General features: G+C 70.1%; 20 protein-coding genes and 1 pseudogene. 16 read left to right on the top strand and 5 right to left on the bottom strand.

What is annotated here, in order from left to right; all coding sequences use genetic code 11:
* The 3 genes from VXC91_RS28290 to VXC91_RS28280 all read left to right on the top strand — a co-directional run.
* Positions 1-863 (top strand): hypothetical protein (locus tag VXC91_RS28290; protein ID WP_329510177.1); only part of this gene is annotated, 863 nt, incomplete at its 5' end.
* 465 nt (positions 864-1328) lie between these two features.
* On the top strand, positions 1329-2003 hold the full coding sequence (locus tag VXC91_RS28285; RefSeq protein ID WP_329510179.1) for an RNA polymerase sigma factor: 675 nt from the start codon (positions 1329-1331) through the stop codon (positions 2001-2003).
* Positions 2003-3055, top strand: coding sequence for a hypothetical protein (locus VXC91_RS28280; RefSeq protein ID WP_329510176.1), 1053 nt, complete (start codon positions 2003-2005; stop codon positions 3053-3055). The genes VXC91_RS28285 and VXC91_RS28280 overlap by 1 nt, the downstream gene beginning before the upstream one ends.
* A gap of 261 nt (positions 3056-3316) precedes the next feature.
* Here the strand turns inward: VXC91_RS28280 and VXC91_RS28275 are convergent, their stop codons facing one another.
* On the bottom strand, positions 3317-4147 hold the full coding sequence (locus VXC91_RS28275; RefSeq protein ID WP_329510175.1) for a L,D-transpeptidase family protein: 831 nt from the start codon (positions 4145-4147) through the stop codon (positions 3317-3319).
* 229 nt (positions 4148-4376) lie between these two features.
* On the opposite strand from VXC91_RS28275, the gene VXC91_RS28270 reads away from it, so the two are divergent.
* The 8 genes and pseudogenes from VXC91_RS28270 (at position 4377) to VXC91_RS28235 (ending at position 12521) form a co-directional block, all read left to right on the top strand.
* Positions 4377-5957, top strand: coding sequence for an acyl-CoA mutase large subunit family protein (locus tag VXC91_RS28270; RefSeq protein ID WP_329510178.1), 1581 nt, complete (start codon positions 4377-4379; stop codon positions 5955-5957).
* A gap of 186 nt (positions 5958-6143) precedes the next feature.
* Positions 6144-6797, top strand: coding sequence for a leucine efflux protein LeuE (gene leuE, locus VXC91_RS28265; protein WP_329510174.1), 654 nt, complete (start codon positions 6144-6146; stop codon positions 6795-6797).
* Between the two features lie 106 nt (positions 6798-6903).
* Positions 6904-7179, top strand: a pseudogene (locus tag VXC91_RS28260) (TetR/AcrR family transcriptional regulator C-terminal domain-containing protein); the annotation flags it as partial.
* A 55-nt stretch (positions 7180-7234) separates the two neighbouring features.
* A complete protein-coding gene (locus VXC91_RS28255; protein WP_329510173.1) occupies positions 7235-8221 on the top strand; it encodes a glycosyltransferase family 2 protein in 987 nt (328 codons plus the stop codon).
* Positions 8218-9564, top strand: coding sequence for a polysialyltransferase family glycosyltransferase (locus tag VXC91_RS28250; protein WP_329510172.1), 1347 nt, complete (start codon positions 8218-8220; stop codon positions 9562-9564). Before VXC91_RS28255 ends, VXC91_RS28250 begins: the two co-directional genes overlap by 4 nt.
* Positions 9565-9779: 215 nt before the next feature.
* Positions 9780-10808: a glycosyltransferase family 2 protein gene (locus VXC91_RS28245; protein ID WP_329510171.1), complete on the top strand. Its 1029-nt coding sequence runs from the start codon at positions 9780-9782 to the stop codon at positions 10806-10808.
* On the top strand, positions 10798-11256 hold the full coding sequence (locus VXC91_RS28240) for a GtrA family protein (protein ID WP_329510170.1): 459 nt from the start codon (positions 10798-10800) through the stop codon (positions 11254-11256). Before VXC91_RS28245 ends, VXC91_RS28240 begins: the two co-directional genes overlap by 11 nt.
* Positions 11253-12521 carry an NAD(P)/FAD-dependent oxidoreductase gene (locus tag VXC91_RS28235; protein WP_329510169.1) on the top strand — a complete coding sequence of 423 codons (1269 nt, stop codon included), beginning with the start codon at positions 11253-11255 and terminating at the stop codon, positions 12519-12521. Before VXC91_RS28240 ends, VXC91_RS28235 begins: the two co-directional genes overlap by 4 nt.
* 72 nt (positions 12522-12593) lie before the next feature.
* Here the strand turns inward: VXC91_RS28235 and VXC91_RS28230 are convergent, their stop codons facing one another.
* From VXC91_RS28230 to VXC91_RS28215, 4 genes are all read right to left on the bottom strand, one after another.
* Complete coding sequence (locus VXC91_RS28230) at positions 12594-14345, bottom strand: hypothetical protein (RefSeq protein ID WP_329510168.1); 1752 nt, start codon at positions 14343-14345, stop codon at positions 12594-12596.
* Between the two features lie 144 nt (positions 14346-14489).
* A complete protein-coding gene (locus VXC91_RS28225) occupies positions 14490-15641 on the bottom strand; it encodes an acyltransferase family protein (protein WP_329510167.1) in 1152 nt (383 codons plus the stop codon).
* A gap of 198 nt (positions 15642-15839) precedes the next feature.
* A complete protein-coding gene (locus tag VXC91_RS28220) occupies positions 15840-17192 on the bottom strand; it encodes a polysialyltransferase family glycosyltransferase (protein ID WP_329510166.1) in 1353 nt (450 codons plus the stop codon).
* Positions 17192-18172, bottom strand: coding sequence for a glycosyltransferase family 2 protein (locus VXC91_RS28215; RefSeq protein ID WP_329510165.1), 981 nt, complete (start codon positions 18170-18172; stop codon positions 17192-17194). The genes VXC91_RS28220 and VXC91_RS28215 overlap by 1 nt, the downstream gene beginning before the upstream one ends.
* Before the next feature lie 198 nt (positions 18173-18370).
* On the opposite strand from VXC91_RS28215, the gene VXC91_RS28210 reads away from it, so the two are divergent.
* From VXC91_RS28210 to VXC91_RS28190, 5 genes are all read left to right on the top strand, one after another.
* The gene (locus tag VXC91_RS28210) at positions 18371-19729 is read left to right on the top strand and encodes a DUF6716 putative glycosyltransferase (protein ID WP_329510164.1); all 1359 of its coding nucleotides are present in this window, start codon (positions 18371-18373) and stop codon (positions 19727-19729) included.
* Between the two features lie 41 nt (positions 19730-19770).
* A complete protein-coding gene (locus VXC91_RS28205) occupies positions 19771-21072 on the top strand; it encodes an N-acylneuraminate cytidylyltransferase (RefSeq protein ID WP_329510163.1) in 1302 nt (433 codons plus the stop codon).
* Positions 21073-21086: 14 nt separating this feature from the next.
* Positions 21087-22025 (top strand): N-acetylneuraminate synthase family protein, encoded by a 939-nt coding sequence (locus VXC91_RS28200; protein WP_329510162.1) that lies wholly within the window; start codon positions 21087-21089, stop codon positions 22023-22025.
* 26 nt (positions 22026-22051) lie between these two features.
* The gene (locus VXC91_RS28195) at positions 22052-23269 is read left to right on the top strand and encodes a hypothetical protein (protein ID WP_329510161.1); all 1218 of its coding nucleotides are present in this window, start codon (positions 22052-22054) and stop codon (positions 23267-23269) included.
* A gap of 659 nt (positions 23270-23928) precedes the next feature.
* Positions 23929-25149 (top strand): amidohydrolase, encoded by a 1221-nt coding sequence (locus tag VXC91_RS28190; RefSeq protein ID WP_329510160.1) that lies wholly within the window; start codon positions 23929-23931, stop codon positions 25147-25149.
* Positions 25150-25590 lie beyond the last annotated feature (441 nt).

Here is a 25590-nt window from a genome sequence, read left to right as displayed (position 1 = left end):
GAGTCGAAGTGAACGACGACGGCAGTGGCAGACGTACGGACGGCCGTACGGGCCTGGCGGGCCGGATGGATCTGACAGGCCGGACAGAAACGGAAGCGGACATGGGTGAACGGTTGGGCGGCGACGGGATTCCCGGCCGTCGACGTGTGCACCCTGACGGCGGCGTGGCCGGCCCCGGGGGAGCGCCGGACGCCGCCGGGCTGGAGACGGCGCTGGCCGCCGCCATTCGCGGCGGTGACATCGACGGCGGAGCCGAGCAGCGTGCCGTCGCCGCGTTCCGGGACGCCCGGGACGCGGGGGTCCACAAGGCCCGTACCCGGCGCCGCGACGACTGGCGGGTCCGCGAGGAGCGCCGTGCCGGGCGTCCCGTCAGGACGACGCTCGCCGTGATCCTCGCGAGCCTCACCCTGGGTGGTGTGGCGGTCGCGGCGATCGGCTCGGCCGGGTCGTCCTCGGGCGGCGCCGGTGGAAGCCGGGAAGGCACGCCGTCGACGAGTGTGTCCGCCCTGCCGGGCAAGGAGCCCTCCGCCGCGTCCCCCGGGCGAACGGACCGGCCGGTCACCGCACAGGACACCGAGGCTCACTGCCGCGCCTACGAGCAGGTGAAGGGCCGCGGCAATGCGCTGGACTCGACGGCCTGGCAGCAGCTCGTGACGGCGGCGGGCGGCGAGGACAAGGTCACCGCGTACTGCGCGGAGCAACTGGCGCGGGCAAAGGCACAGAACGGGCCGGGCGGCAGCGGCAGGTCCGGCGACAGTGCCGGCAGGACGGGCAAGGGCCCCGGCAACGGGACGGGCGGCTCGGGTGACGCGTCAGGCGACGGGCAGGGGCCGGCCGACAAGGGCAGCGGGAAGAACAAGTAGCTTCGTCCGCTGTCGACGGAAAGTGCCGCGGAGCCCGGCAACCCCTTTCACCCCGCCAGAAATGCGAGCACCCGCCCACCTCCGCGGGCGGCACCGCCGACGGGTGAGTCCCTCGAGCCGCCCGCCTAGGCAACGGCCGGGGCCGCCACCCCCCACAGGAGAGGCCCCGGCCGTCGCGCGGCACGGGCCGCGCGGCGGCCCGTACTCTCTACAGCGCCATGGATGCGTTTTCTGTCACACCTCATCGCGTCACGGGTTGGTTGCACGTTGTACGAACGTGGACGTGGAGCGGTTTCAAGCCGTAACGTGCCCATCGCACCGACCGTGGACGATCAGCAAAACGGGTGATGCGACCGCCGCAGACCACGAGCGGCCTCAGACCGCAGTCAACGACGAGGAATCACGACAGTGAGACCCGGCCCGCGGATGCGGCGTCGGCGCAGGCGGACAGAGGGGCAGTTCGAGGTGCTGGGGGACGACGCGGAGCTGACGGCCGCGGTGCTTGCGGCCCAGGCCGGGGACGAGACCGCGTTCCGGACCGTGTATCGCGCCGTGCATCCGCGCCTGTTCGGATACGTGCGGACACTGGTCGGCGACCCGGACGCCGAGGACGTCACCTCGGAGGCATGGCTGCAGATCGCCCGTGACCTCGATCGGTTCAGCGGCGACGCCGACCGGTTCCGTGGCTGGGCGGCCCGGATCGCCCGCAACCGAGCGCTCGATCACATACGCATGCGCGGGCGCCGGCCCGCGATCGGCGGCGACGAGACGGAACTGACCGGGAAGCCTTCCGGATCGGACACGGCGGGCGAGGCCATCGAGGCGCTGGCCACCGGACGTGCCCTCTCCCTCATCGCCCAGCTCCCGCAGGACCAGGCGGAGGCCGTCGTGCTGCGCGTGGTCGTGGGCCTCGACGCCAAGAGCGCCGCCGAGACGCTCGGCAAGCGTCCCGGTGCCGTCCGTACGGCGGCGCACCGCGGCCTCAAACGTCTCGCGGAGCTGCTCGGTCAGGGCACGGAGACGGATCCGGAATCGGTGGGCGGTCTGGACGCCCTGCCTCCCCCGCGAGATGCGCGCCGGCGTGCGGTGTCGTCCGGCGGTGTGACGCATATGCGTTCGCGGACGCAGAAGGACATGTGATGGCCGACGAGCAGTACAGGTGGCTGGACAGTGACGCGGCGGAGCATCTGCTGCGCGGAGAGCCGCTGGACGCCGTCGACGACGTTGCGCGTGCACACGCCGCCAGGCTCGCCGAGGCCCTCGCCGAACTCGCCTCCCCACCCCCGCCGACGAGCGGCGAACTGCCCGGTGAGGCCTCCGCCCTGGCCGCCTTCCGGGCGGCGCGCACGGACCGCGACGGTGAGCGTGCGACGGTCGGGGGGCGTGCCTCCCGGTGCTCAGCGGCCTCGTCCGGCGACGCCGGGCTGGTGCGCCTCGGGCGGGCGGCCGCGGACGGGCGCAAGGCCCGTCGGTGGCGCCCCGTGCACTTCGGTCTGGCCGCGGCGGTGGCCGCCGCGATGATCGGCGGTGTCGCGGTGGCGGCCGGAACCGGAGCGCTGCCCACGCCGTTCGACGAACCGGGTCCCGCCGCGTCCGTGTCGGCGGCCGTGACCCCGCACAAGCCGCTGCTCACCCCGACGCCCGACGGGGCGGCGACCGGCGGCTCCATCTCGCCGACGCCCGAGGACACCAACGGCACGCCCGGGCAGGGCACTTCCTCGCGGGACGAGGCGGGCGCCGGCTCCACGGCGACCGGCCGGTCGCGCTCCCCCCGCGACCGCGCCGCGGGCCGGAGCCGGGAGTGGTGGAACGCCGTGCGCTCCTCCTGCCGCGCCATGGCCGACGGCAGAGAACTGGGCGCGCGGCAGCTGCGCAGTCTTGAGAACGCGGCCGGTGGCAGCGGCCGGGTGAAGACGTTCTGCAAGGGTGTCCTGGGCGGCGAGGACCGCCGGGACGACGGCGACGCCCGTGGCTCCGACAAGGAGGGGGACGGCCGTGGCCACCGTGGCAACGACGAGGGTGACCGGGTCGGCGACCACGGCGGTGACGACGAAGGTCACATAGGACCGGGCGACATCGGTCCGGCGCCCTTCCCGCCGGCCACCTCCCACGTCCCGGCACCGGATTCGCCGGGCGAGGCACCGTCGCCCCGCCCGCAGCACGGCGCGCCGGGCACCGCCAAGGCGCACTGAGCTGCGGCCCGACGCTCGGCCGTCGGGGGCCGGGACCCGGAACCGCCCCCTCGGCGCCCCTGCTGACCTGCGGATTCATGGGCTCTCGGAGATACCTCCTGGGGGGTGTGACACTTTCGGGCGCCAGGGCGCAGTACTGAGTGAGCCGACTGGTCATCGGCCGTCGCACAGAGCCGGGGTTCCCCCCGTACCCACGGCTCGGTGCACATCGGCGCGGGCGGGACACGTTCCCCCGGTCCCGCCCGCGCCCCGCACCCGCTCTCACCAGTAGACGACGACCTTGTCCCCGGTCCTCGCCCGGGAGAACAACGCCGAGATCGCAGCCTCGTCCCGTACGTTCACGCACCCGTGCGAACCTCCCGCATATCCGCGTGCCGCGAAGTCGGCCGAGTAGTGCACCGCCTGGCCACCGCTGAAGAACATCGCGTACGGCATGGGCGAGTGGTAGAGCGTGGACACGTGGTACCGCGACTTCCAGTAGATGTGGAACACACCTTCCCGGGTGGGCGTGTACTGCGCACCGAACCGCACCGCCATCGTCGAGACCGTCCGTCCGTCGACCATCCAGCGCAGTGTCCGGCTCGTCTTGCTGATGCACAGCACCCTGCCCGTCATGCAACGCGCGTCGGGGGCGGCGGCCGGCTGGCCGCCCATCAGATACAACTCCCACTTGCCGGGCTCGTGCGTCATCTTCAGCAACCGCTGCCAGGTGACCGAGTCGACCCGGCCCGTGCGCGGCAGCCCGCGCTTGCCCTGGAAACCCTTGACGGCGTTCTCGGTCAGGTCGTCGTACGTCCCCGTCGGGCCGTCGAACAGCCAGGCGACCTGGCGCAGCCGGGCCTGCAGTTCGCGCACGCCGGGGCCGGAGGCGCCAGGCGCCCACAGGACGGCGGGAGATGGCTTCGGGGTGGGCGCGGCGCTCGTCGCGCCGGTGCCGGACGATGTGTGCGGAATCTCGATGTGCACCGGGGAACGGTGCTTTCCGCCGCCGTCGTTCGCGTCCACGGGCTGTGCCACGCACCCGGTGACAGCGGCGAGCGCCACGCCCGCGGCGACTGCGATCAGCGATCTTCCCATGCCCTTGGTACGCATCTGCACCCCCGTCGTCTCGCCGGTCCTCGTGGGCCGGTCGCGTCACCTGAGATGTTCCCCGCGCGTGACCGCCGTCGAACTACGGGGCATGGTTGTGAGCAAGGTCCCAACGTGCGGTACTCCACCGGTCGCACGCCCGCCGCTACAGTCCGTCGCGAGGTCGTCTGTACTGGCGAGTAACGAGGCCGGGCCACCGAGCCGGGGCATGAGCAACGCGGAGGCACACACCATGGCGCGCGAGTCGGAGTCCGGACTGCCCATCGAGCCGGTGTACGGGCCGGATGACCTTCAGGGCTGGGATCCGGCCGGGAAGCTGGGCGAGCCGGGGGCGTACCCGTTCACGCGCGGCGTGTACCCGAGCATGTACACGGGCCGTCCGTGGACGATGCGTCAGTACGCCGGTTTCGGTACGGCGACGGAGTCGAACGCGCGCTACAAGCAGCTGATCGCGAACGGCACGATGGGCCTGTCGGTCGCCTTCGACCTGCCCACCCAGATGGGTCACGACTCCGACGCGCCGATCGCGCACGGCGAGGTCGGCAAGGTGGGCGTCGCCATCGACTCGGTCGACGACATGCGGGTGCTGTTCGGCGGGATCCCGCTGGACAAGGTGTCCACCTCGATGACGATCAACGCGCCGGCCGCCCTGCTGCTGCTCCTGTACCAGCTGGTGGCGGAGGAGCAGGGCGTCTCGGCCGACAAGCTGACGGGCACGATCCAGAACGACGTCCTGAAGGAGTACATCGCGCGGGGGACGTACATCTTCCCGCCGAAGCCGTCCCTGCGCCTGATCGCGGACATCTTCAAGTACTGCAAGGCCGAGATCCCGAAGTGGAACACGATCTCGATCTCCGGTTACCACATGGCCGAGGCCGGGGCCTCTCCCGCGCAGGAGATCGCGTTCACGCTGGCCGACGGCATCGAGTACGTGCGTACGGCGGTCGCGGCGGGCATGGACGTGGACGACTTCGCGCCCCGGCTGTCGTTCTTCTTCGTGGCGCGGACCACGGTCCTGGAGGAGGTCGCCAAGTTCCGTGCGGCCCGCCGGATCTGGGCGCGGGTGATGAAGGTGGAGTTCGGGGCGAAGAACCCGAAGTCGATGATGCTGCGCTTCCACACCCAGACGGCGGGTGTGCAACTGACGGCACAGCAGCCGGAGGTGAACCTGGTCCGGGTCGCGGTCCAGGGGCTGGCCGCGGTGCTCGGCGGCACCCAGTCGCTGCACACCAACTCCTTCGACGAGGCGATCGCGTTGCCGACCGACAAGAGCGCGCGCCTGGCTCTGCGCACCCAGCAGGTCCTGGCCTACGAGACGGACGTGACGGCGACGGTCGACCCCTTCGCGGGCAGCTACGTGATCGAGAAGATGACGGACGAGGTCGAGGCGGCGACGCTGGAGCTGATGCGGAAGGTCGAGGACCTCGGGGGCGCCGTGTCGGCGATCGAGCACGGCTTCCAGAAGAACGAGATCGAGCGCAACGCCTATCGCATCGCTCAGGAGACGGACGCGGGCGAGCGGGTCGTCGTGGGCGTCAACCGCTTCCAGCTGGACGAGGAAGAGCCGTACGAGCCGCTGCGTGTCGACCCCGCGATCGAGACCCGGCAGGCCGAACGCCTCGCCGAGCTCCGGGCGGAGCGCGACCAGTCGGCGGTGGAAGGGGCCCTGGCGGACCTGAAGAAGGCGGCGGAGGGCACGGACAACGTCCTGTACCCGATGAAGGAGGCCCTCAAGGCCCGAGCGACGGTGGGCGAGGTGTGCAACGCGCTGCGGGAGGTGTGGGGCACGTACGTACCCTCGGACGCCTTCTGAGCCGCGTCGTTCGTGGGCACGGGTGACCGGGGCACAGGCGGCCGGAGCATGCCTGTCCCCCGGTGGATCGGTGCCGCCTCTCCCTCGCCGCCGTCGGCCGCCTCCTGCGCGGCGACGACCGACCCGCCCGTCTCGCCCCGCGAAATCCGAAAGCCGAGTGTCGTACCCCCGTGCGACACTCCTTCCGTGTTCGGCGTCATCGATCTCCCCACCTATCTGGCAGGACTCGTCCTCATCGTTCTGCTCCCCGGGCCCAACTCCCTGTACGTGCTGTCCGTCGCCGCCCGGCGCGGAGTGCGGGCCGGGTACACCGCGGCGGCCGGAGTCTGGTGCGGTGACACCGTGCTGATGACGCTGTCCGCGGCGGGGGTCGCCTCGCTGCTCCAGGCCAACGCCGTGCTGTTCGGGATCGTGAAGTACGCGGGCGCCGGCTATCTGACCTGGCTCGCCTTCGGAATGCTCCGGACCGCCTGGGGGATGTGGCGGACGCGCCGGGAGAAGGACGTACGGGGAGAGCCCGCCGCCGCTGCCGCCGCCGAAGAGCGGCCCTACCGCCGCGCGCTCGTCGTCAGCCTCTTCAACCCCAAGGCGATCCTTTTCTTCGTCGCCTTCTTCGTGCAGTTCGTCGACCCGGGATACGCCTATCCGGCGCTCTCCTTCGTGGTGCTCGGCGCCCTTGCCCAGCTCGCCAGTTGCCTCTACCTCAGCGCCCTGATCTTCAGCGGCACGCGCCTCGCGGAGGCCTTCCGGCGCCGCAAGCGGCTGTCTGCGGGAGCCACTTCCGCCGCCGGTGCCCTCTTCCTGGGCTTCGCGGTGAAGCTGTCGCTCGCCGGCGCATAGCCGCCCGTCACCGGAGGCCGAACCGCGCGAGGTACTGCGCGAGTCCGTTCGCCGTCTCGCCGGTCCAGCCGACACAACCGTCCGGGCGGACCACCCTTGCCGAAGGGTCCGTGTGACCAGCACCACATACCTCTGCACTCTCGGCTTCGTCACCGAGGAGCAGGGCGTCCAGCCCGTCCCCGGCCGGCGCCGCGAGGGGTACGCCGTCGCGGAGCGTGCCCGCACGCTCGCCGATTTCCCGCTCTCGGCCGCCGCGGGCGTGGAGATCTTCGAGGACTGCGACCGGCACTTCGAGGAAGGGCTCGTGCTGGTGATCATCGGCATCGAGGCGCGGGGCGTCACTCCGCGTTCACCCAGACGTCGCAGGAGTTTTGATCCTTGATATCGAACGCCGCCTAAAGTCGCAGGCCTTCCCCCTGAGACGCCTAGGTGCCCGCGTGACCAATCGCCCCCCGAAACTGTCCGTCATCGTGCCTTGTTACAACATCGAGAGCTATGTCCCCGACACGGTGACCAGCCTCGTCAACAACGCACGGGACGACTTCGAGTTTGTCTTCGTCGAGGACCGGTCCACCAAGGACCAGACCTATGAGGCGTTGCTCGAGCTGACGAAACGGCTCAGAAACAGCAGGGTGATCCGGCACGAGCAGAACGGCGGACTCGCCACTGCGCGCAACACCGGGATCGACGCCGCCGAGGGGCGCTACCTCACCTTCCTCGACGGCGACGACTGGCTCGCCCCCGGCTACCTGGCCGCCCTGGTGGACTGCATCGAGCGTCACGACGTCGACTTCGTGCGCACCGACCACGTCCAGGTCACCGGAGTCGAGCGCGCCGTCCACCGGGCGCCGGAGGGCCGTCGGCACATCCCGCTCGACCCGCGCAGCTCGATCCTCCCCGTCGACGACACGACCATGGTCGACTACCCCTACGCCTGGGCGGGCATCTACCACCGCCGCCTCCTCGACCGTGGCCTGCTGCGCTTCCACGACGGGCTGCGCACCGCCGAGGACCGACCCTGGATCTGGGGCCTGCATCGCAAGGCGGAGTCCTACGTCGCCGCCAGCCTGCGCGGGGTCTTCTACCGCCGGGGCATCGCCAGCTCGCTCACCCAGATCGGCGATGTCCGCCAGTTGGACTTCTTCCGCTCCTTCGACCTCGTCCTCGCCGAGCTCGTCGACGATCCCGAGGCCGGGCGACTGCGCAAGAAGGCGCTGCGCAACTACTGCGTCGTCATAGCGCACCAGCTGCTCGACCGCGGCCGGTTCGAGCGCAGTGTGGGGGCGAGGCTGAGGCGGCTGGCCGCCGAGGCGCTGCGCGGAATGAGCGAGGACGAGCTGAGCGAGGCCGTGGTGGGGATGGGCGAGGAACGCGTAGACATGTTGCGTCGTGTCCGGGGCGGCCTGAAGGGAGTGGCGGCATGATCCAGATATTCTTCTCGGCCACGCAGTACGCGGCCGCGACCGTGACCGCCGCGATACGCGCCGGCCAGTTCGGCCCACGCGAGGGCGTCCGCCGCATCCTCGTCGTCAGCAACACCGCCGCCGTTCCGGAGGTCGGCACCCCGCTGGACCGGATGGCCGGCTTCGAGAAGCTGCGCCCCGAGTTCGACGAGGTGCACTCGTGGAACGAGTTCATCTCCCCGCATCACCCGGCCGGCTGGTCGCCGCGCGCCCAGGACGCCCAGCTCTGGGAGAAGGCCGTCCGGCTCGCCTGGGGCCTGGGTGACGAACCGGTCGAGATCGCCTGCGAGTCCATCCAGGCCAATCCCTCCCGCGCGGTGGCCGACATCTTCGCGGACAGCCCGATCCACGTCTATGCGGACGGCCTGATGAGCTACGGCCCCACCCGCAATCGCATCCCGCACGGCATGAGCAGCCGCATCAAGCGTGTGCTCCACCTCGACCTGGTGCCCGGGCTGAGGCCCATGCTCCTGTCCGAGTACGGTGTCCAGCCCGAGGCCGTGCCCAACGAGGCGATGGTTGACGTCCTCGCCCAGATCGGCGAGGCCGGTGCCGGCCTCCTCGCCGAGTTGCTCCCGGCCGACAATCCTCCCACCGCCGTGCTGCTCGGCCAGTACCTGTCCGCCATCGACCTGATCTCCCAGGACGAGGAGGAGCAGCTGCACATCCGCATGCTGCGTGCGGCCGCCCGCGCGGGGCACAAGGACGTGCTGTTCAAGCCGCACCCGAGCGCGCCCTCCGTCTACAACGACTCCCTGGAAGCGGTCGCCGAAGAACTCGGTGTGCGACTCACGGTGCTGAACGAGCCGGTCCTCGCCGAGACGGTCTTTGCGTTCCTGAAGCCGAAGCTCGTCATCGGCTGCTTCTCCACGGCGCTGATGACCGCCGCCGCTTTCTACGGCATCCCCGTCGCCCGCGTCGGCACGGAGATGCTCCTGGAACGCATCACGCCGTACGAGAACAGCAACCGCGTCCCGCTCACCATCATCGACGCGGCGCTGCCCGACGCGGAGCACGCGGAACTCGGCGCTCCCCTGGAACTCGCAGGCGTGGCGGAGAAGCTGACGCCCCTGGTGCGGGCCGTCGGTTACTGCATGCAGTCCCGCAAGCACCACGCTCTGCACGACGAGACCGCCACCTGGCTTGCCGCCCATCTGACCGAGTACCAGCGCTATTTCAAACGCCGCCGCCTCGCGAGCCTCCGCCTCCCCGGCGGCGGGCAGGTCCGGGCCCAGGCGCTGCGCCGCCATCCGGCAGTACGCCGGGCGGTGCGACGGATCCGGTCGACGACGCGTCAGGGATAGCTGCCGGACACCGACCAGGCGTCCGCAGGACGGCCGGTGCCGTTGTGGGCGGAAGGCGGCACCACCGTCTCCGCACAGCACACCGGCCACGCCCACGCATGACTTCGTGGCCGGCGGCGCGATTCCGACCGCCGCGTTTCGTATGTCGATTCACCGCATCGCGCCGCTCATTGCAGGTTCGCAGTCCGTTCATGTCGTCCCCATACGTTCACCCAATGCCAGACATATCCAGCCGGGTGCCGCAGTCCTGCGCGCCGCGTCAGCGTGGTGGCGCCCCGCTTGTCTCCTATGTATTGCCCGTCTTCAACGAATACGACGGGATCCGCCACTTCCATGAGGAACTTGTGGTGGCACTGGGTGGACGCCCTGAGTTCACCTATGAGTTGGTCTACATCAACGATGGCTCCACCGATGGCACGCTGGCCGTCCTGGAAGACATCGCCAAGAACGACCGACGCGTCCGGGTCGTCGACTTCGCCCGCAACTTCGGGCATCAGATGGCCATCACGGCCGGCATCGACGAGGCTCGTGGGGATGCCGTGATTGTCATGGACACGGACCTTCAGGACCCGCCGAGGGTCAGCCTCGAGCTGATCGACGCCTGGCGGGAGGGCGCGGAGATCGTGCACGCGCGCCGCCGCAGCCGCCAGGACACCTTCTTCAAGAAGACGACCGCGCATGCCTTCTACCGGCTGCTGCGGAGCTCCACCGAGGTCGACATCCCGGTGGACACCGGTGACTTCCGGCTCATGGACCGCCGCGCCGCGGACGAGCTGCGCCGCTTCCGGGAGCGCAGCCGGTTCGTGCGCGGCATGGTCGCCTCGATGGGCTTCCGCCAGAGCGAGGTGCACTTCGACCGTGACGAGCGGTTCGCCGGTGAGACCAAGTACCCGCTGAAGAAGATGGCGCGTCTCGCCATCGACGGGCTGACCGGCTTCTCCACCGCACCCCTGCGGATGATCAGCAAGCTGGGCTTCGCGGTGCTCGCGCTCTCCCTGGTCGGCATTGTCTACGCGCTCGGCATGAAGATCTTCCGGCCGGACATCACGGTCTCCGGCTGGACGATGCTCATGGTGGTCGTCCTGTTCCTGGGCGGGGTGCAGATGCTGTCGCTCGGCGTGCTGGGCACCTACGTCGGGCGCACGTACAGCGAGGTGCAGGGCCGGCCCCTGTACACCGTGCGGGAGATCATCTCGCATGGCACGGAGGCCGACGGCGATGACGGCATCGGCCATGGCGACTGAGGACGTGGTGCACGTCGGCTCCAGGACGGACACCGACACCCCGGCGGGCACCGACACCCCGGTGAGCAGCCGCTCCCGTGACCTCCGGCAGCTGATCACCTACGCGTTGGTCGGCGGCAGCGGCGTCCTCCTCGACATGGGGGCGTTCCTGCTGCTCTACAACGTGGCCGGGTTGCACGAGCAGGTGGCCAACATCCTGTCCACCAGCATCGGCATCACCAACAACTTCATCCTGAACGCCCTGTTCACCTTCAGCAAGCGTGACCGCTTGCTCATGCGCTATCTGCGCTTCTACGCCGTCGGCCTGACCGGCATCGCCCTGACCTTCGTCCTGCTCGCGGTGTTCTCCCGGGGGCTCGGCATCGATCCGAACCTGGTGAAGGCCGGCTCGCTGCCGGTGGTGCTGGTCTTCCAGTTCGCGCTCAACAGAAAGTGGAGTTTCGCATGAATCTCGGCGTCATCGGCGCGGGAGCAACCGGCCTGACCGCCGCGTACGACGCGGTCAAGCACGGCCACTCGGTCACCATCCTGGAGGCCGCCGACGAACTCGGCGGGCTCGCCGCGTCGATCACCGTCGGGGGAGTGCCGCTGGAGCGCTACTACCACCACATCTTCGGCAGCGACCGGCAGATGATCGAGCTGATCGAGGAGCTGGGCCTCGGCGGCGACCTGCACTTCCACAAGACCACCACGGGTGTTTTCCGGGGCGGGAAGATGTACCCGTTCAGCACCCCGCTGGAAATGCTGAGCTCCCCGCTGTTCGGGCTGCCCGCGGGCATCCGCTTCGGGCTGTCGTCGGCCGTGCTGAAGGTGGTGCGCAACGGCGAGCGGTTCAACGACCGCACCGCACTGAGCTGGTTGAACAAGTGGGCCGGACGGCGTGCCACCGAGGCCGTCTGGGAGCCGTTGCTGCGCGGCAAGTTCGGCGACCGCGCCGATGAGGTGTCCATGGCCTGGCTGTGGGCGCGCGTCCACTGCCGCACCTTCGAACTCGGCTATCTGGACGGCGGGTTCGAGCGGGTGTACGCGACGCTGCGCGACCGGATCACGGAGCGCGGTGGCAAGGTGGAGTTCGGCAAGCGGATGGAGACCATCCGGCAGGCCGACGACGACGGGCCGGTCACCGTACGCACCACCGACGGTGCCTCGTACACCTTCGACCACCTGATCGTCACCACGCCGCAGCCCGCCTTCGCCAAGGCCGCGGACGCGCCCGCCGACGACGCGGTGTGGCGCAACCAGTACCTGGGTGCGACCTGCTTCGTCCTCGAACTGGACCGCAGCGCCATCCCGTACTACTGGCTCAACATCAACGAGCCGGACTTCCCCTTCCTGGCCGTCGTCGAGCACACGCAGATGGCCGACCGGGCGCAGTACGGCGGCCGGCACATCCTGTACGTCGGCAACTACGTGGAGCGGGACGACTGGCGCTTCACCACCGAGCCGGCCGAGCTGCTGGAGCAGTATCTGCCCTGGCTCAAGCGGATCAACCCCGAGTTCGACCGCTCCTGGATCCAGGACTGGCACTTCTCGCGGGCACCCTTCGCGCAGCCTGTCGTCACGCCCGCGTACAAGGCGCTGATCCCCGGGCACGGTACCCACCTCAGCGGCGTGACGCTGGCGACGATGGCGCAGATCTACCCGCAGGACCGGGGGCAGAGCTACTCGGTGGAGCTGGGCCACAAGGCCGCACGGATCGCGGGCGCGGCCTGATCCGGTCCGTGAGTGCATGACGAAGGCCCCGGCGGCGCACGCTCCGCCGGGGCCTTCGTCATGGCTTCCGGGTCAGTCCGGGTGGCGCAGGGTGCACACCACGAGCTGCTGACCCGTCGTCGGCTTCGGGCAGTTGTAGGTGTTCCGGATGTCGGCGGCGACCTGCTTGTCGATCACGCCGAGCGACAGCCAGCTGGGCTGGTAGACGGCATAGGCAGCCGGGTGCTCCTGCGTGATGCAGCGCACGTTCTCCCTGGACGAGGTGAGCGAGGGGACCTCGGTGAGCAGCTTGGGCACGTTCAGGAAGGTGGGGAAGGGGTAGCGGCAGCTGGTCGGGTGGTCGATGTAGTACGCCTGCTGACCGAAGGAGAGGTACAGCACGTCCGCTCCGGGCGGGAGTTCGGCATCCACCTGCTTGGCGGCGGTCTCCGCCGACCGTGCCTGCACCTTGAGCTCCGCGTTGGTGGTGACGACCTTCCCGAGGATGATCCGGACCCCGGACGTGGGCCACACGGTCACGGCCAGGCACACCACGAGTGCCAGGGTGGGCACGGCCACGGGGACACGGAACGTGCTGCGCGGCCGGCCCGCGGTACGTGCGCGCAGAAGGTCGACGAGCGCGGCGACAAGCGACGCGGCGCACGCGTACCACGCGAGCGTGTCCACGTTCACGTCGTCGCGGACCAGCGTGAGCAGCGGGTCCGCCACCCCGAGCAGGAAGGCCAGTACGGTGAGGCAGAGCGGGGGCCGGCCGTACCTGCCGTACCAGCGGCCGATCGCGAGGCCGGTGAGCGCCCCGGCCACCACGGGCAGGTTCTCCCCGTGGTACGCAAACCAGTTGCCCTGGTACACCACGGCGGACAGGCCGCCGGCGACCAGCAGCAGGGTGACGATCGTCGCCTCGACGCGCCGGCGGCGGGAGGTGAGCGTGGCCGAGAACAGCAGCAGCGCGCCCGGCAGCAGGGCCAGCACCGGCGTGAGCGCGATGCGGTCGCCCAGATACTCGGCGGTCCGCCGGAGCAGCTCGGAGACGACGATGGGATCGCTGCCCAGCGCGTGTGCGTTGATGTGCGGCATGTCGCGCAGCCACTGGACCTCGCGTGACCCGGACCAGGCGCTGACCGCGAACAGCAGGCCGGTGGCGACGGCGGTCGTGGCGGCGAGCAGGAGGGCCCGCACGCGGTCCACGGCGAAGACGATGAGGAGCGCCATCGCCGCGGTGCCGGCGGTCGAGTACTTCATCAGCACGGCAAGACCGAGCGGCAGGGCGGCGAGCGCGACGGCCTGCCAGCGGTTGCGCACGCCGAGCGCGGTGGCGATGGCGCAGATCGCGAAGACGATCGCGAACCACTCCGGCTGCAGATAGTCGATGACGGGCGCGAAGGCCAGCGTGAGGGCGGCCAGGCCCGAGACGAGCATCGCGTCCCGCTGGGGGATACGGCTGCGCAGGGCCCGGTGCAGAAGAAGGCCGGCGGCCGCGCACAGGGCGAGGCCGATGAGCCGCATCAGGGCTTCGCGCACCGCGTTCGATCCGCCGGTCACGGAGTCCAGCCCGGCGATCAGCCACCGGTAGAAGAACGGCCGGTGGGTGAACACCTCCGACGGGGACATGCCGCTCTTCCCCGTCGTCCGCAGGGCGGCAAGCACATAGCGAATATCGAGAAACACGCCGGTGGTGAGCGTGGTGTAGAGAAGCAGCGCAGCGGTGGCGAAGGCAGTGGTCCACCCCGCGGGAGAGGTGAGGCGCAGCCGGCGCGCATCCGGTCTGCGCGGACTCTGGTCGCCCAGTCCGGCGGGCAGAGTCGAGGTGGATATATCGGTCACGCCCGCGAACCTAACATCATAAGTCCGCGGGAATGTATGGCCATAGAACGGAATGGGGACTGAGCCGTCAGTTCTTCATCCGCAATTCACCTCGACGCAGCCTCGAGACCGAATTCGGGGCGCGAGAAGACCGCGATTCATATATTAGACAGCTTCACCACGTCGCACGACCAATGCCCGCTTCAATCGCGGTCCGAACGGCTTTTCCACAAACCGATGGAGAAGCCAGGCGAGCCCCAGCATGATCAGAATCGTCGTGCCGAACGTCAGCATCGGGTTCAGACCGAGGCCACGGTACAGCCCCCGGATGACGAACCAGCCCAGATGCTCGTGGACCAGATAGAAGGGGTACGTCAGCGCCCCGGCCACCGTCAGCCAGCGCCAGTTCGCCCGGCTGGTCCAGCCCAGGGCCACCGCGGCGACGGCGACGAAGGCGACGAGGACGATCAGCTGGATGACGTGCGGGTTGCGGTGGAAGGCGCCCTGCGGGCCGGGGTGCCACAGGGCCGTGACCGAGTAGCGCTGGCCGAGCAGGAAGCTCATCACCACGATGCCCCACAGCAGCAGGTCGTTGCCGTAGCGGTGGATCAGGTAGAAGGCGAGACCGCCGATGAAGTACGGGGCGTGATCGCGCATCACCAACTCGTCGGTCAGCGGGTTGTCGGCGACCCGGGCGAAGACGCCGGCCAGCGTCCACAGGCAGCAGAACAGGACCACTCGGCGGTAGGTGACGCCCCGCCAGACCACGAACAGCGCGAACATGGCGTAGAAGCGCAGCTCCACCCAGAGCGTCCAGTCCACACCCAGCACCCGGGGCACGCCCATCGGCTGCTGCAGCATGGTGAGGTTGACGAGGATCTCGTCCGAGCGGAGCGGCTCGACCACCACGGGCAGGATGATGCTGGCGGCCGTGACCAGGACGATCGCCACCCAGTACGCCGGGTAGAGCCGGGCGACCCGGGAGCGGAAGAAGTCGCCCATGCTCCGTCCCCAGCTGCTCATGCAGATCACGAAGCCGCTGATCAGGAAGAAGAACTGCACGCCCAGGCTGCCGTAGGTGGCGAACTGCGACAGCGTCGGGAACTTCGTGGCGGGGGACTGGTGCCAGGACTGCACGACGTCGCCGTTCTTGCCGGCGTAGTGGTAGAAGCAGACCATCAGCGCGGCCAGCAGGCGCAGTGCGTCCAGGGCACGCAGCCGGCTCTCCGCCCGGGGCCGGACAGCAGGCCGGTCGGGAAGGGGGAGTTTCAGCCGGGGTGCCGGTGCCGGCACCGTGGCCTGTTCAGCCGCGCTCATCCTGGGGACCTTCCGTGGGAGCCATGAGATGCGTTTCGGTCGTACGCAACGGTCGATCGCGTTGCGTCAACGTCCGAACGCTATGCAACTCCGACGAGTGACGGATGAGTGATGGCTGTCTCGTGGGCAGCGCAAAAGTGACGATCGAATGAACGGCTGCCCCGCTGCGTCTTACTTCCGGTTGTCGGGCGACCGTCCCTACCGCTTGCCGGCCGCTCTCTTCAGAATCCGCGCCCGGCGCGCAAGGCGGCGGACGGTCGCGTTGCGTGGGATGAAGGCGAGCTGGGCCGGTACGGCGCCGGGCAGGGCCAGGGCGGCCAGGCGCCGGCGCTTGAAGTAGCGCCAGGTGTGCGGGTTCAGGTGCGCGGAGAGGTAGCTCTCCGCCTCACCTCGCAGCCCCGGGTAGACCTTGGGCTGCATCGCGAAGCCGACGGCCTTGAGAAGCGCGGACAGTTCGTCCACCCGCTCCCGTGGCGGCATGGCCCATGCCGCCACCGCCGACTCGTCCGCCAGATCCGGCAGCAGCGCGTCGACGATGGTGAGCGGCACCCGGTTGCTGTTCTGGTAGGGCGTGAGCCTGGCCAGCACGGTCTGGGTGCCGACCCGTGCGACCGGGAGGCCGTACAGACCGGCGGCGGTGAGCAACGCGGTGGAGAAGCAGCCGATGACGAGTGCTGGCCGCAGCCGCTGGTAGGCGACCTCCGCGAGGACGGGCCGGTCCAGCACGGTGAGTTCGGCGCCGAGCCGCGTCGCCTCGTCCTCCAGCAGCCGGGACCAGCGGGCCGGTGCCACGGGGTGAGGCTTGAAGACCAGCTTGCGGTGCCCGAGTGCCACGGCGCCGCGCACCATGCTCAGGTGCAGTTCCTCCTCCTCGGCGTGGCCGATGATGTCGAGCGCCGAGAGGTACTGCCCGAGCAGTAGCGCCGGTGGTTGCGCCGGAGCGGGCATCTCACCTGTTGCCTCGGCGAGTTCACCCACCACTTTCAGAAACGCCTCGGTCGGCACGAGCACCGGTGGCACGCCGAACTCGGTGAGCAGCAGCGGGGTGAGGCCCGGCACCAGATCGAGATGCAGCAGCCGGCCGACACGGGTGCCGACCAGCGGATCGATCTTGTCGCGGGTGGGGCCGTAGCTCATGAGCCCGTCGGCGTAGACATCGACAGGGGCGCCGGTGAACAGCTGGCACAGGGCCAGTGACGGGTTGACCTGGATGGACTCCACGGCCAGGTGGATCTCGTCGTCCCCGAGGCCCCACAGCAGCCGGACGTACCGCTCCCACATGGGGATGTCGTCGGCGCGTGGACCCCAGCCACCGGGGTGGAAGGGGGAGATCGTCTCGTTCCAGGACAGCACCTCGTCGAAGCGCTCACGGATCCGGGCGAAGCCCGGCATCGCGTCGACGGACGAAGTGACCTCGGGATTGGTCGCGTTGTTGGTGACCAGCAGCAGCTGGCGGTCGGTCGGTTCGAAGAGCCCGGCGTCGAGGGCGCCTGCGAGTGTCGCGGCACCGTACAGGGACGACACACAGAAGATCCGGGTCGTGCGAGGCATCAGGCGGCCACCGTCCTGGTCGCCGTCGGCCTGCGCCGCAGCCAGCGCAGTCGGCCGGCCCGCTCCGCGTCCATGGAGTCGAGCGCCTCCGCGAGCACGTCCTGCGGCATGCGCTTGAGGGCGGCGGAACTCAGGGAGCGCAATTTTCGAGCCACGGCGGGTTCGAACCTCTCGATTGAGCCGAGATGATGGGCCATGATCGCGCAATATGTACGCACTGCCTTCGGTAGCAGCTTATCCCCTTCCGGATCACGCGCCGTTTCCTCGATGACCTGGTCGAACGCACGAATGAAATCCAGCTGGCGCACATCACCGATCTGGGTGAGCGAGGAGGCGACGCCGCGCCGGTAGTAGACGCCCAGCAGGCTCACCGCCGCGAAGGATTCCGCCTCCCGGTGCAGCTTCCAGATCCACGGCCTGTCCTCGGCGGTGCGCAGGCCGTCGGTGAAGTGCAGCAGACCGCGGTCGACGAGCCGGCGGTGGTAGACGCCCGCCCATGCGTAGGCGTAGTCGACCGAGGTGGAGCGGTCGGCGGGCAGGATCGCGTCGCGCGGGTTCATCACCACGCCGCGGCGGCCGTGCGGTACGCGGACGACCGCGCGGGCCCGCGCGGTCGACTGGACGTGATCGGTGCGGACGAAGTCGCAGCCCAGCTTCTCGATCGCCTCGACCAGCTGGGGGTAGTACCCGGGGGCGAGCCAGTCGTCCCCGTCGAGGAACGTGAGGTACTCGCCACGTGCCTTGTCGATTCCGGTGTTGCGTGCGGTCGCAAGCCCTCCGTTCTTTTCGTGCCGGACGTACACGGCGCCCGGCAGCTCGCGCTCCGCCCGCGCGAGGATGTGCGGGGTCTCGTCGCGTGAGCAGTCGTCGACGAGGATGAATTCGAAGTCCCCACGCGCGTTCGCACGCAAACTCTTCAGCGTGTCCGGGGCGTATTGCTGAACGTTGTAGAACGGCACGATCACGGAAAGCTTTGGCACTTGCGAAAGCCTAGGGCGCCGCCCGACTGGATAACTTTCCGATGTGCATACGGGGGGTGAACTCCATGTGTCGGAACGGTGCATGCTGTGCGCTTTCAGAGCTTCGGTGAGCCAGTTCGGCCCGTGGTGAGATGCTGTTAACCTTTTGTTGAATCGGGGTTCGGGCATACCTAGGAATTGCTTCCTAGCGTCTGGAGCGTGCCAGCAAGTACTACGAAGCCGCCGAGGATTGCCGTACTCGCGGACTCCGACACCCGGTGGAAATGGGGAGCGCTGACCGCGAGCCGCCTCGCTGCGGATCCGTCCATGGAAGCGGGGCAGGGCGGTGATGCGCAAGGCGACACCGCGCTGACGGGCTACCTCCTGCGTGGCCGCGCCACCCCCACCGTCCGCCAGCTCCGGGAGGTCGGCGTCCGCACGGACTCCCTGCGCGAGGTCACCGGTGTCGAGTTCCTGCGCGAGATGGCGGAGGAGACGTACGACGTTCTCGTGCTCGCCCTCGTCGGAGGCGGCGTCCAGGCGATGCTGCACGGTCTCGCCCACGCCTGGCAGGGGCGCACGCGGCGGCCCGTGGTCGTCACCGGCTATGTCGGTGTCGTCTACGAGAAGCTCGCCGACGGCCTGCTGCTGCGGCACGGCGCGGACCTCGTCCTCGCCAACTCCCGGCAGGATGCCGAGCGCTTCCGGGCGGTGTACGAGGGAGTGGGCGCCGACGCCTCCTCGGTGACCGAGGTCGCGCTGCCCTTCCTGGGCGGAGCTCCGTACGAGAAGAATGACCCCTACACGGTCGTCTTCGCGGCGCAGCCCTCCGTGCCCGAGAGTCGCAAGGACCGTACATACCTGCTCAACCGGCTGATCCAGCACGCGCGCATGCACCCCGAGCGCGAGGTGCTGCTCAAGCTGCGTTCCAGGCCGGGCGAACACACCACGCACATCGAGGAGTTGCCGTACCAGAAGCTGGCCCAGAGGCAGGACCTCCCGGCCAACTTCCGCCTGGTGTACGGGAACATGGGTGAGGTCCTCGACCACACGGACCTGCTGGTCACCGTCAGCTCGACGGCCGCCCTGGAGTCCCTCCACCGCCGGATCCCCACCGTCGTCCTCACCGACCTCGGGGTGCGCGAAGGGCTCGGCAACCACCACTTCGTGGGCTCCGGCTGCCTGGCCTCCTGGGACCAGCTCGACGCCGGGCACGAGCCGGCGCCGGATCCGGAGTGGGTCGCCCGGCAGGGCGTGGGCGCTGCGGGTCCCTCCTCCGGGGGAGAGTCCTACGCCACCGCCTTCGACGGGGCACGCCGGCGCATCGGCGAGCTGCTCGCCGCCGGTGAACTCCCGCCGCTCGAGCCCTACTACACCCCCGTCACCGCGCCCGGCTATCTGCCCGGCGTCCTCGCCCGCCACCACCTCGCCCCGGACGGCAGCCCGCTGCCCGGCGCCCCCGCCGCCGACAAGTCGGCCGGCCCGGTGCGCCAGATCGTCCGCCGCGCCGCCCGCGGCGCCTACCGCCACGGAGTCCAGCGGGTGGCCCCCGTGATCCGGCGAATGGGGGAGCTGTGAACGAGCGGATCCCACGCCAAGGACCTCAAGGAGTACAGCCCATGTCCAACCCGGAAGCGGGACAGACGGCGTCGGTGCGCCGTGTGCTCGCGGTGATCCCCGCGCGCGGCGGCTCCAAGGGCGTGCCCGCGAAGAACCTGGCCCCGGTCGGCGGGGTGCCGCTGGTGGCCCGCGCGGTGCGCGAGTGCCGGGCCGCCCGCCTGGTCACCGATGTCGTGGTCTCCACGGACGACCAGGCGATCGCCGCCGCCGCCCGTGAGGCCGGCGCCGAGGTCGTGCTGCGCCCAGCCGCGATCGCCGGCGACACCGCCACCTCCGAGGACGCTGTCCTGCACGCCATGGACGCGCACGAGGCGCTGCACGGCTCGACGGTCGACGTGGTGCTGCTGGTCCAGTGCACGAGCCCGTTCCTCGTCCGCGAGGACGTCGACGGGGTGGCCGCCGCGGTCGTCGAGAACGGGGCGGACACCGCGCTGACCGTGGCCCCCTTCCACGGCTTCGTCTGGCGCGACGCGGAGGACGAGCCCGCGCCGGTCATCGGCTCGCAGCGCACGAGTGAGATGGGTGGCAGCACCAAGGTCGCCGATTCCAGGGTCACACGTGGCGGATACGGCATCAACCACGACAAGTCTTTCCGGCCGCGCCGCCAGGACCGCCCGCAGGACCTGCTGGAGACCGGCGCCGCCTACGCCATGGACGCGGCCGGGCTGCGTGAGCACCGGCACCGCTTCTTCGGCAGCACGGAACTCGTGCGCACCGACCCGGCCCGCGTGCTGGAGATCGACGACCCGCACGACCTGGCCCGCGCCCGGGCCCTCGCGCCGCTGTTCGACGCCTCCCGGCCCGGCGCCCTTCCGACCCGCGCCGACATCGACGCGGTCGTACTCGATTTCGACGGCACCCAGACCGACGACAGGGTGCTGATCGACTCCGACGGACGCGAGTTCGTCTCCGTGCACCGCGGGGACGGGCTCGGCATCGCCGCACTGCGCAAGAGCGGTCTGACGATGCTCATCCTGTCCTCGGAGAAGAACCCGGTCGTCGCCGCCAGGGCCCGGAAGCTGCAGATCCCGGTCCTGCACGGCATCGACCGGAAGGACCTCGCGCTGAAGCAGTGGTGCGAGGAGCAGGGCATCGCGCCTGAGCGCGTGCTCTACGTGGGCAACGACGTCAACGACCTCCCGTGCTTCGCCCTCGTCGGCTGGCCCGTGGCGGTCGCGAGCGCTCATGACGTCGTGCGCGGCGCCGCACGCGCGGTCACCACCGTACCCGGCGGCGACGGCGCGATCCGAGAGATCGCCAGCTGGATCCTCGGCCCCTCTCTCGACTCCCTCGACAAGTAAGGAATCTCGCTGCCATGAGCACCAACTCCCGTCTGCGTCAGTTCGGTACGCGTACCGCCGGTCCCGGTCAGCCCGTCTACATCTGCGGCGAGATCGGAATCAACCACAACGGTGAGCTGGAGAACGCCTTCAAGCTGATCGACGTGGCCGCCGAGGCCGGCTGTGACGCCGTCAAGTTCCAGAAGCGCACCCCCGAGATCTGCACCCCGCGCGACCAGTGGGACATCGAGCGCGACACCCCCTGGGGCCGCATGACCTACATCGACTACCGCCACCGCGTGGAGTTCGGTGAGGACGAGTACCGTCAGATCGACGAGTACTGCAAGGAGAAGGGCATCGACTGGTTCGCGTCCCCGTGGGACACCGAGGCGGTCGCCTTCCTGGAGAAGTTCGACGTCCCGGCGCACAAGGTGGCCTCCGCGTCCCTGACCGACGACGAGCTGCTCCGCGCCCTGCGCGCCACCGGCCGCACCGTCATCCTGTCCACCGGCATGTCGACCCCGAAGCAGATCCGCCACGCGGTCGAGGTCCTCGGCTCGGACAACATCCTTCTGTGCCACGCCACGTCGACCTACCCGGCGAAGGCCGAGGAGCTGAACCTGCGTGTGATCAACACGCTGCAGGGCGAGTACCCGAACGTCCCGATCGGCTACTCCGGCCACGAGACCGGCCTGCAGACCACCCTCGCCGCGGTCGCGCTCGGGGCGACCTTCGTCGAGCGTCACATCACCCTCGACCGCGCCATGTGGGGCTCCGACCAGGCCGCGTCCGTCGAGCCGCAGGGCCTGCAGCGCCTGGTCCGCGACATCCGCATCATCGAGGCGTCGCTGGGCGACGGCGTGAAGAAGGTCTACGACTCCGAGCTCGGCCCGATGAAGAAGCTGCGCCGCGTGGCGGGTGTGGTCGCGGAGGCGGAGATCGCCGCGGCCGCCGGTGAGCCGGTTCAGGTCTGAGCACATCAGGGGACGGTCGTACGCCGATGAACCCTCGCGCCGGATCCGCCGGCCACCGCACGCTCGCCTTCGTCGAGAGCCCCGTACAGCTCCTGAACGTGCTGGAGTGGGCCCACGTGCACGCGCTCCGCACGACGGGGAGCGGTGTGTCCGGGCAGGCGGCGGCGATCCCCACGCAGGGTGGCCGGCGGTCCGGGGCGGGGCGTACGGCGACGAACGGCCGGGGGACGGCGGGCACCACGGAGGGTGAAGGACTCACCCTCGTGGTGCTGTCCCCGAACGACCCGATGACCCGCGGGCAGCTGCGCCGTATGGCGGAGCTGGCCCGCGACGAGGGTCACGAGGTGCGCTGGGAGGAGGCGCGGGGCGGTGCGGCCGCGCCCTTCCAGACGATCGGCGGCCTCGTCCCGCTGCTGCGCCGGGCGCGCCGGGTGGTGATGGGGGACCCCTTCTCCCGTTACGTCCAGCTCCTGCTGATGATCAGCAGGGCGCGCGACCTGGTGGTGGTGGACGACGGCACGGCGACGATGGAGTTCGTCACCCAGCTCGCCCGCGGCGAGCGTCTGGTGCGCTGGCATCGCAAGGGCGGCCGCCGGGGCGTCCGTGACCTGGTGCTCTCGCCGGTGTCGTCGTCGGCACGCCGCCGTCTGACGCCGAGCGGGCACCGCAGGGTGGAGGTCTTCTCGTCCATGCCGATCGAGGAGACCCCCGCCGGAGTCACGGTCACGGCGAACGACTTCTCCTGGACCCGTGCCCGGTTCGGTCCGCCGCGCATCACCAAGGGCGCGGACCTGGTGGGTACCTCCCTCGTCGAGACGGGAGTGGTGGACGGCCGGCATTACCTCGAGGCGGTCCAGGCTCTGGCCATGGCGCACGGCGCACGGCGCTACTTCGCGCACCGCCGCGAGAGCACGGAGAAACTCCACACCCTGGCGGTCGAGACCGGCCTGGAGGTGGTGCGCCCGGAGCTCCCCCTGGAACTGATCGCGCGCCGCGGCCCTATCGGCCGAACGATCCTCAGCTTTCCCTCCACGGTCGTCCACACCCTGCCGCTTGCCCTGATCGGCACAGAGGTGCGGGTGTCGGTGTGCGACATCGATCCGGCGTGGCTGACGGACAACGCGTCACCGCGCGCACAGGGCTTTCTGTCGGACGTCTCGGGGACGGCACGGGATGTGGACCGTCTGCCCTCGGGGGCGGCGGATCAGGACGTGGCGGCCGGGCAGGACGTCGCGGCGGGATAGCCCGGCCACCACCTCGGGATCCCCACAACTGGACGTGGGGCTGGGGTTCGGCGGTGGTGACGAACGAGAAGCCTGCGGCGCGCAGCGCCCGGGCGGCCCTCAGGAGCGGGAAGAGGCCGACCGCCGTGACTCCCGTCGGGGGCCGTGGTGTCGTACGAGAGCCGTGCGGTGCGGATGAAGTCCGGTTCCTGGGCGTTCACGGTGGCGCACGCTACGTGCCGGGAGCGAGGGCACGGAGGCGGCTTTCCAGGGTTCACCGACCCGCCATGCGAACGTCGGTCATCGGTGCCGGAGGGCGAACCACCGCGTGGACCGCCGCTTTCGGGTGAGGAACCGGGGCGTGACGTGGTATGCGTGTAGTACGGGAATGGCTCGGGTCATCCGAACGTCCCCGTCCCGGGACGCTCGGACAGGTGAGCGGACCCGTGCAGGGATCACCGGGCGCCCCCGCGGCGCCGGACGGCTCCGCGGTCACCCCGGCGGACCCGGCCAGGACACCGTCGAGATCCCGACGCCCGAAAAGACGGGTGAGCATACCCATCCCGACCGCCGGCCATGCGGCGTGCGGCCAACTTTTCTTCGCCTGACGCGCTGAAGTTTTGTGATCGCGGGTAGGTTGGCCGCTCGATCGCCCTACCCTTCAAAGGGTGAACCAAGTGATGTCCAGAGAGTCCGAGGCCGAAAATCCGGGGAACCCCGTGCTCCCCGGCGCGCTGCCCGAGGCGCTGCGCGCCGAACTCGTGGCCTTCCGCCGCGACCTGCACATGCATCCGGAACTCGGCAACCAGGAGTTCCGTACGACCGCCGCGATCAAGGCCCGCCTGGAGCAGGCCGGACTCGCCCCGCGCGTGCTCGACGGCGGCACCGGGCTCGTCTGTGACATCGGCGACATGGACGGCGTACGCCCCGTGCTCGCCCTGCGCGCCGACATCGACGCACTCCCCATCCCCGACACCAAGACCGACTGCGACTACCGCTCGACCGTGCCCGACCGCGCCCACGCCTGCGGTCACGACGTGCACACCACGGTCGTCCTCGGCGCGGGACTCGTCCTCGCCGAACTGCACCGTGAGGGCCGGCTGCCGCAGCCTGTGCGGCTCCTCTTCCAGCCCGCCGAGGAGGTGCTGCCGGGCGGTGCCGCCGACGCCATCCAGTCGGGTGTCCTCGACGGCGTCGGGCGGATCATCGCCGTGCACTGCGACCCCAAGGTCGACGCGGGGCGCATCGGGGTGCGGCACGGTCCCATCACCTCCGCCTGCGACCGGCTCGAGGTGGGGCTCGACGGACCCGGCGGCCACACCGCGCGCCCTCACCTCACCACCGACCTCGTCACGGCCGCCGCACGCGTCGCCACCGAGGTGCCGGCACTGGTCGCGCGCCGTGTCGACGCCCGTAGCGGGCTCGGCGTCACCTGGGGCCGCATCGAGTCGGGGCACGCCCCCAACGTCATCCCGCAGCACGCCGAGCTCTCCGGGACCGTGCGGTGCCTGGACCTCGACGCCTGGCGGCAGGCGCCCGACCTCGTGCACGCGGCGATCGACGAGATCGCGAACCTGTACAAGGCGAAGTCGGAGATCAACTACATCCGCGGGGTGCCGCCCGTCGTCAACGACCCCGTGGTCACCGAACTGCTGCGCGAGGCCATGATCGTGCGCCGCGGGAGCCATTCCGTCGAGGACACCGAACAGAGCCTCGGCGGCGAGGACTTCTCCTGGTACCTGGAGCACGTGCCCGGCGCGATGGCCCGTCTCGGGGTCCGCCGGCCCGGCGAGCGCCTCGTCCGCGACCTCCACCAGGGCGACTTCGACGTGGACGAGCACGCCATCACGGTCGGCGTGGAACTGTTCACGGCCGCGGCGCTGCTGGACGCGGAGCGGTAGGCGCGCGGCCTCCGGCGCGATGGCCGGAAGGCCTTGCCCAACGGTCGGAAGGGGTGCCCGGTAGGCACCCCTTCGTCCGTTCGCGTCACGCGTGCGTCACGGCCGACACGCAAACGTGACCCGGAGTCGGCACGAATCGATAACGGCCACGAAGAACCCCGTTCCTCTCCCCTCTACGCGCGTTACTGTGCGCCGAAATCGCCGCGGTGGCGGCGCATTGGGGAAGCGGACCGGTGACGGTGCCGTGGGGAAAAAGGGGTGCTTGCTGTGCGTCTGATCTCTCGGAGGACGAGGTTCTCCCACGCTGCGGTGGCCGTTGCGGTCATCGCCCTCGCGGCCGCCGGGTGCGGCAAGTCCAGCACGGAGGCGAACAGCGGCTCGGACAAGGGCTCCTCCTCCGGCTACTCGGGCAAGGGCATCGGCCTGGCGTACGACATCGGC

This window comes from Streptomyces chiangmaiensis (assembly GCF_036281785.1).
Lineage (GTDB): Bacteria > Actinomycetota > Actinomycetes > Streptomycetales > Streptomycetaceae > Streptomyces > Streptomyces chiangmaiensis.
Note: the sequence above shows the minus strand (reverse complement) of the source record. Positions and strands in the feature narration are given on the sequence as shown.

Excerpts from the sequence above, each read along its gene's own strand:
- VXC91_RS28280 (WP_329510176.1), top strand. The coding sequence starts at position 2,003 with ATGGCCGACGAGCAGTACAGGTGGCTGGACAGTGACGCGGCGGAGCAT.
- VXC91_RS28275 (WP_329510175.1), bottom strand. The coding sequence starts at position 4,147 with ATGCGTACCAAGGGCATGGGAAGATCGCTGATCGCAGTCGCCGCGGGC.
- VXC91_RS28235 (WP_329510169.1), top strand. The coding sequence starts at position 11,253 with ATGAATCTCGGCGTCATCGGCGCGGGAGCAACCGGCCTGACCGCCGCG.
- VXC91_RS28195 (WP_329510161.1), top strand. The coding sequence starts at position 22,052 with ATGAACCCTCGCGCCGGATCCGCCGGCCACCGCACGCTCGCCTTCGTC.
- VXC91_RS28250 (WP_329510172.1), top strand. The coding sequence starts at position 8,218 with ATGATCCAGATATTCTTCTCGGCCACGCAGTACGCGGCCGCGACCGTG.
- VXC91_RS28220 (WP_329510166.1), bottom strand. The coding sequence starts at position 17,192 with ATGCCTCGCACGACCCGGATCTTCTGTGTGTCGTCCCTGTACGGTGCC.
- VXC91_RS28225 (WP_329510167.1), bottom strand. The coding sequence starts at position 15,641 with ATGAGCGCGGCTGAACAGGCCACGGTGCCGGCACCGGCACCCCGGCTG.
- VXC91_RS28205 (WP_329510163.1), top strand. The coding sequence starts at position 19,771 with ATGTCCAACCCGGAAGCGGGACAGACGGCGTCGGTGCGCCGTGTGCTC.
- VXC91_RS28270 (WP_329510178.1), top strand. The coding sequence starts at position 4,377 with ATGGCGCGCGAGTCGGAGTCCGGACTGCCCATCGAGCCGGTGTACGGG.
- VXC91_RS28190 (WP_329510160.1), top strand. The coding sequence starts at position 23,929 with ATGTCCAGAGAGTCCGAGGCCGAAAATCCGGGGAACCCCGTGCTCCCC.
- VXC91_RS28200 (WP_329510162.1), top strand. The coding sequence starts at position 21,087 with ATGAGCACCAACTCCCGTCTGCGTCAGTTCGGTACGCGTACCGCCGGT.
- VXC91_RS28240 (WP_329510170.1), top strand. The coding sequence starts at position 10,798 with ATGGCGACTGAGGACGTGGTGCACGTCGGCTCCAGGACGGACACCGAC.
- VXC91_RS28245 (WP_329510171.1), top strand. The coding sequence starts at position 9,780 with ATGCCAGACATATCCAGCCGGGTGCCGCAGTCCTGCGCGCCGCGTCAG.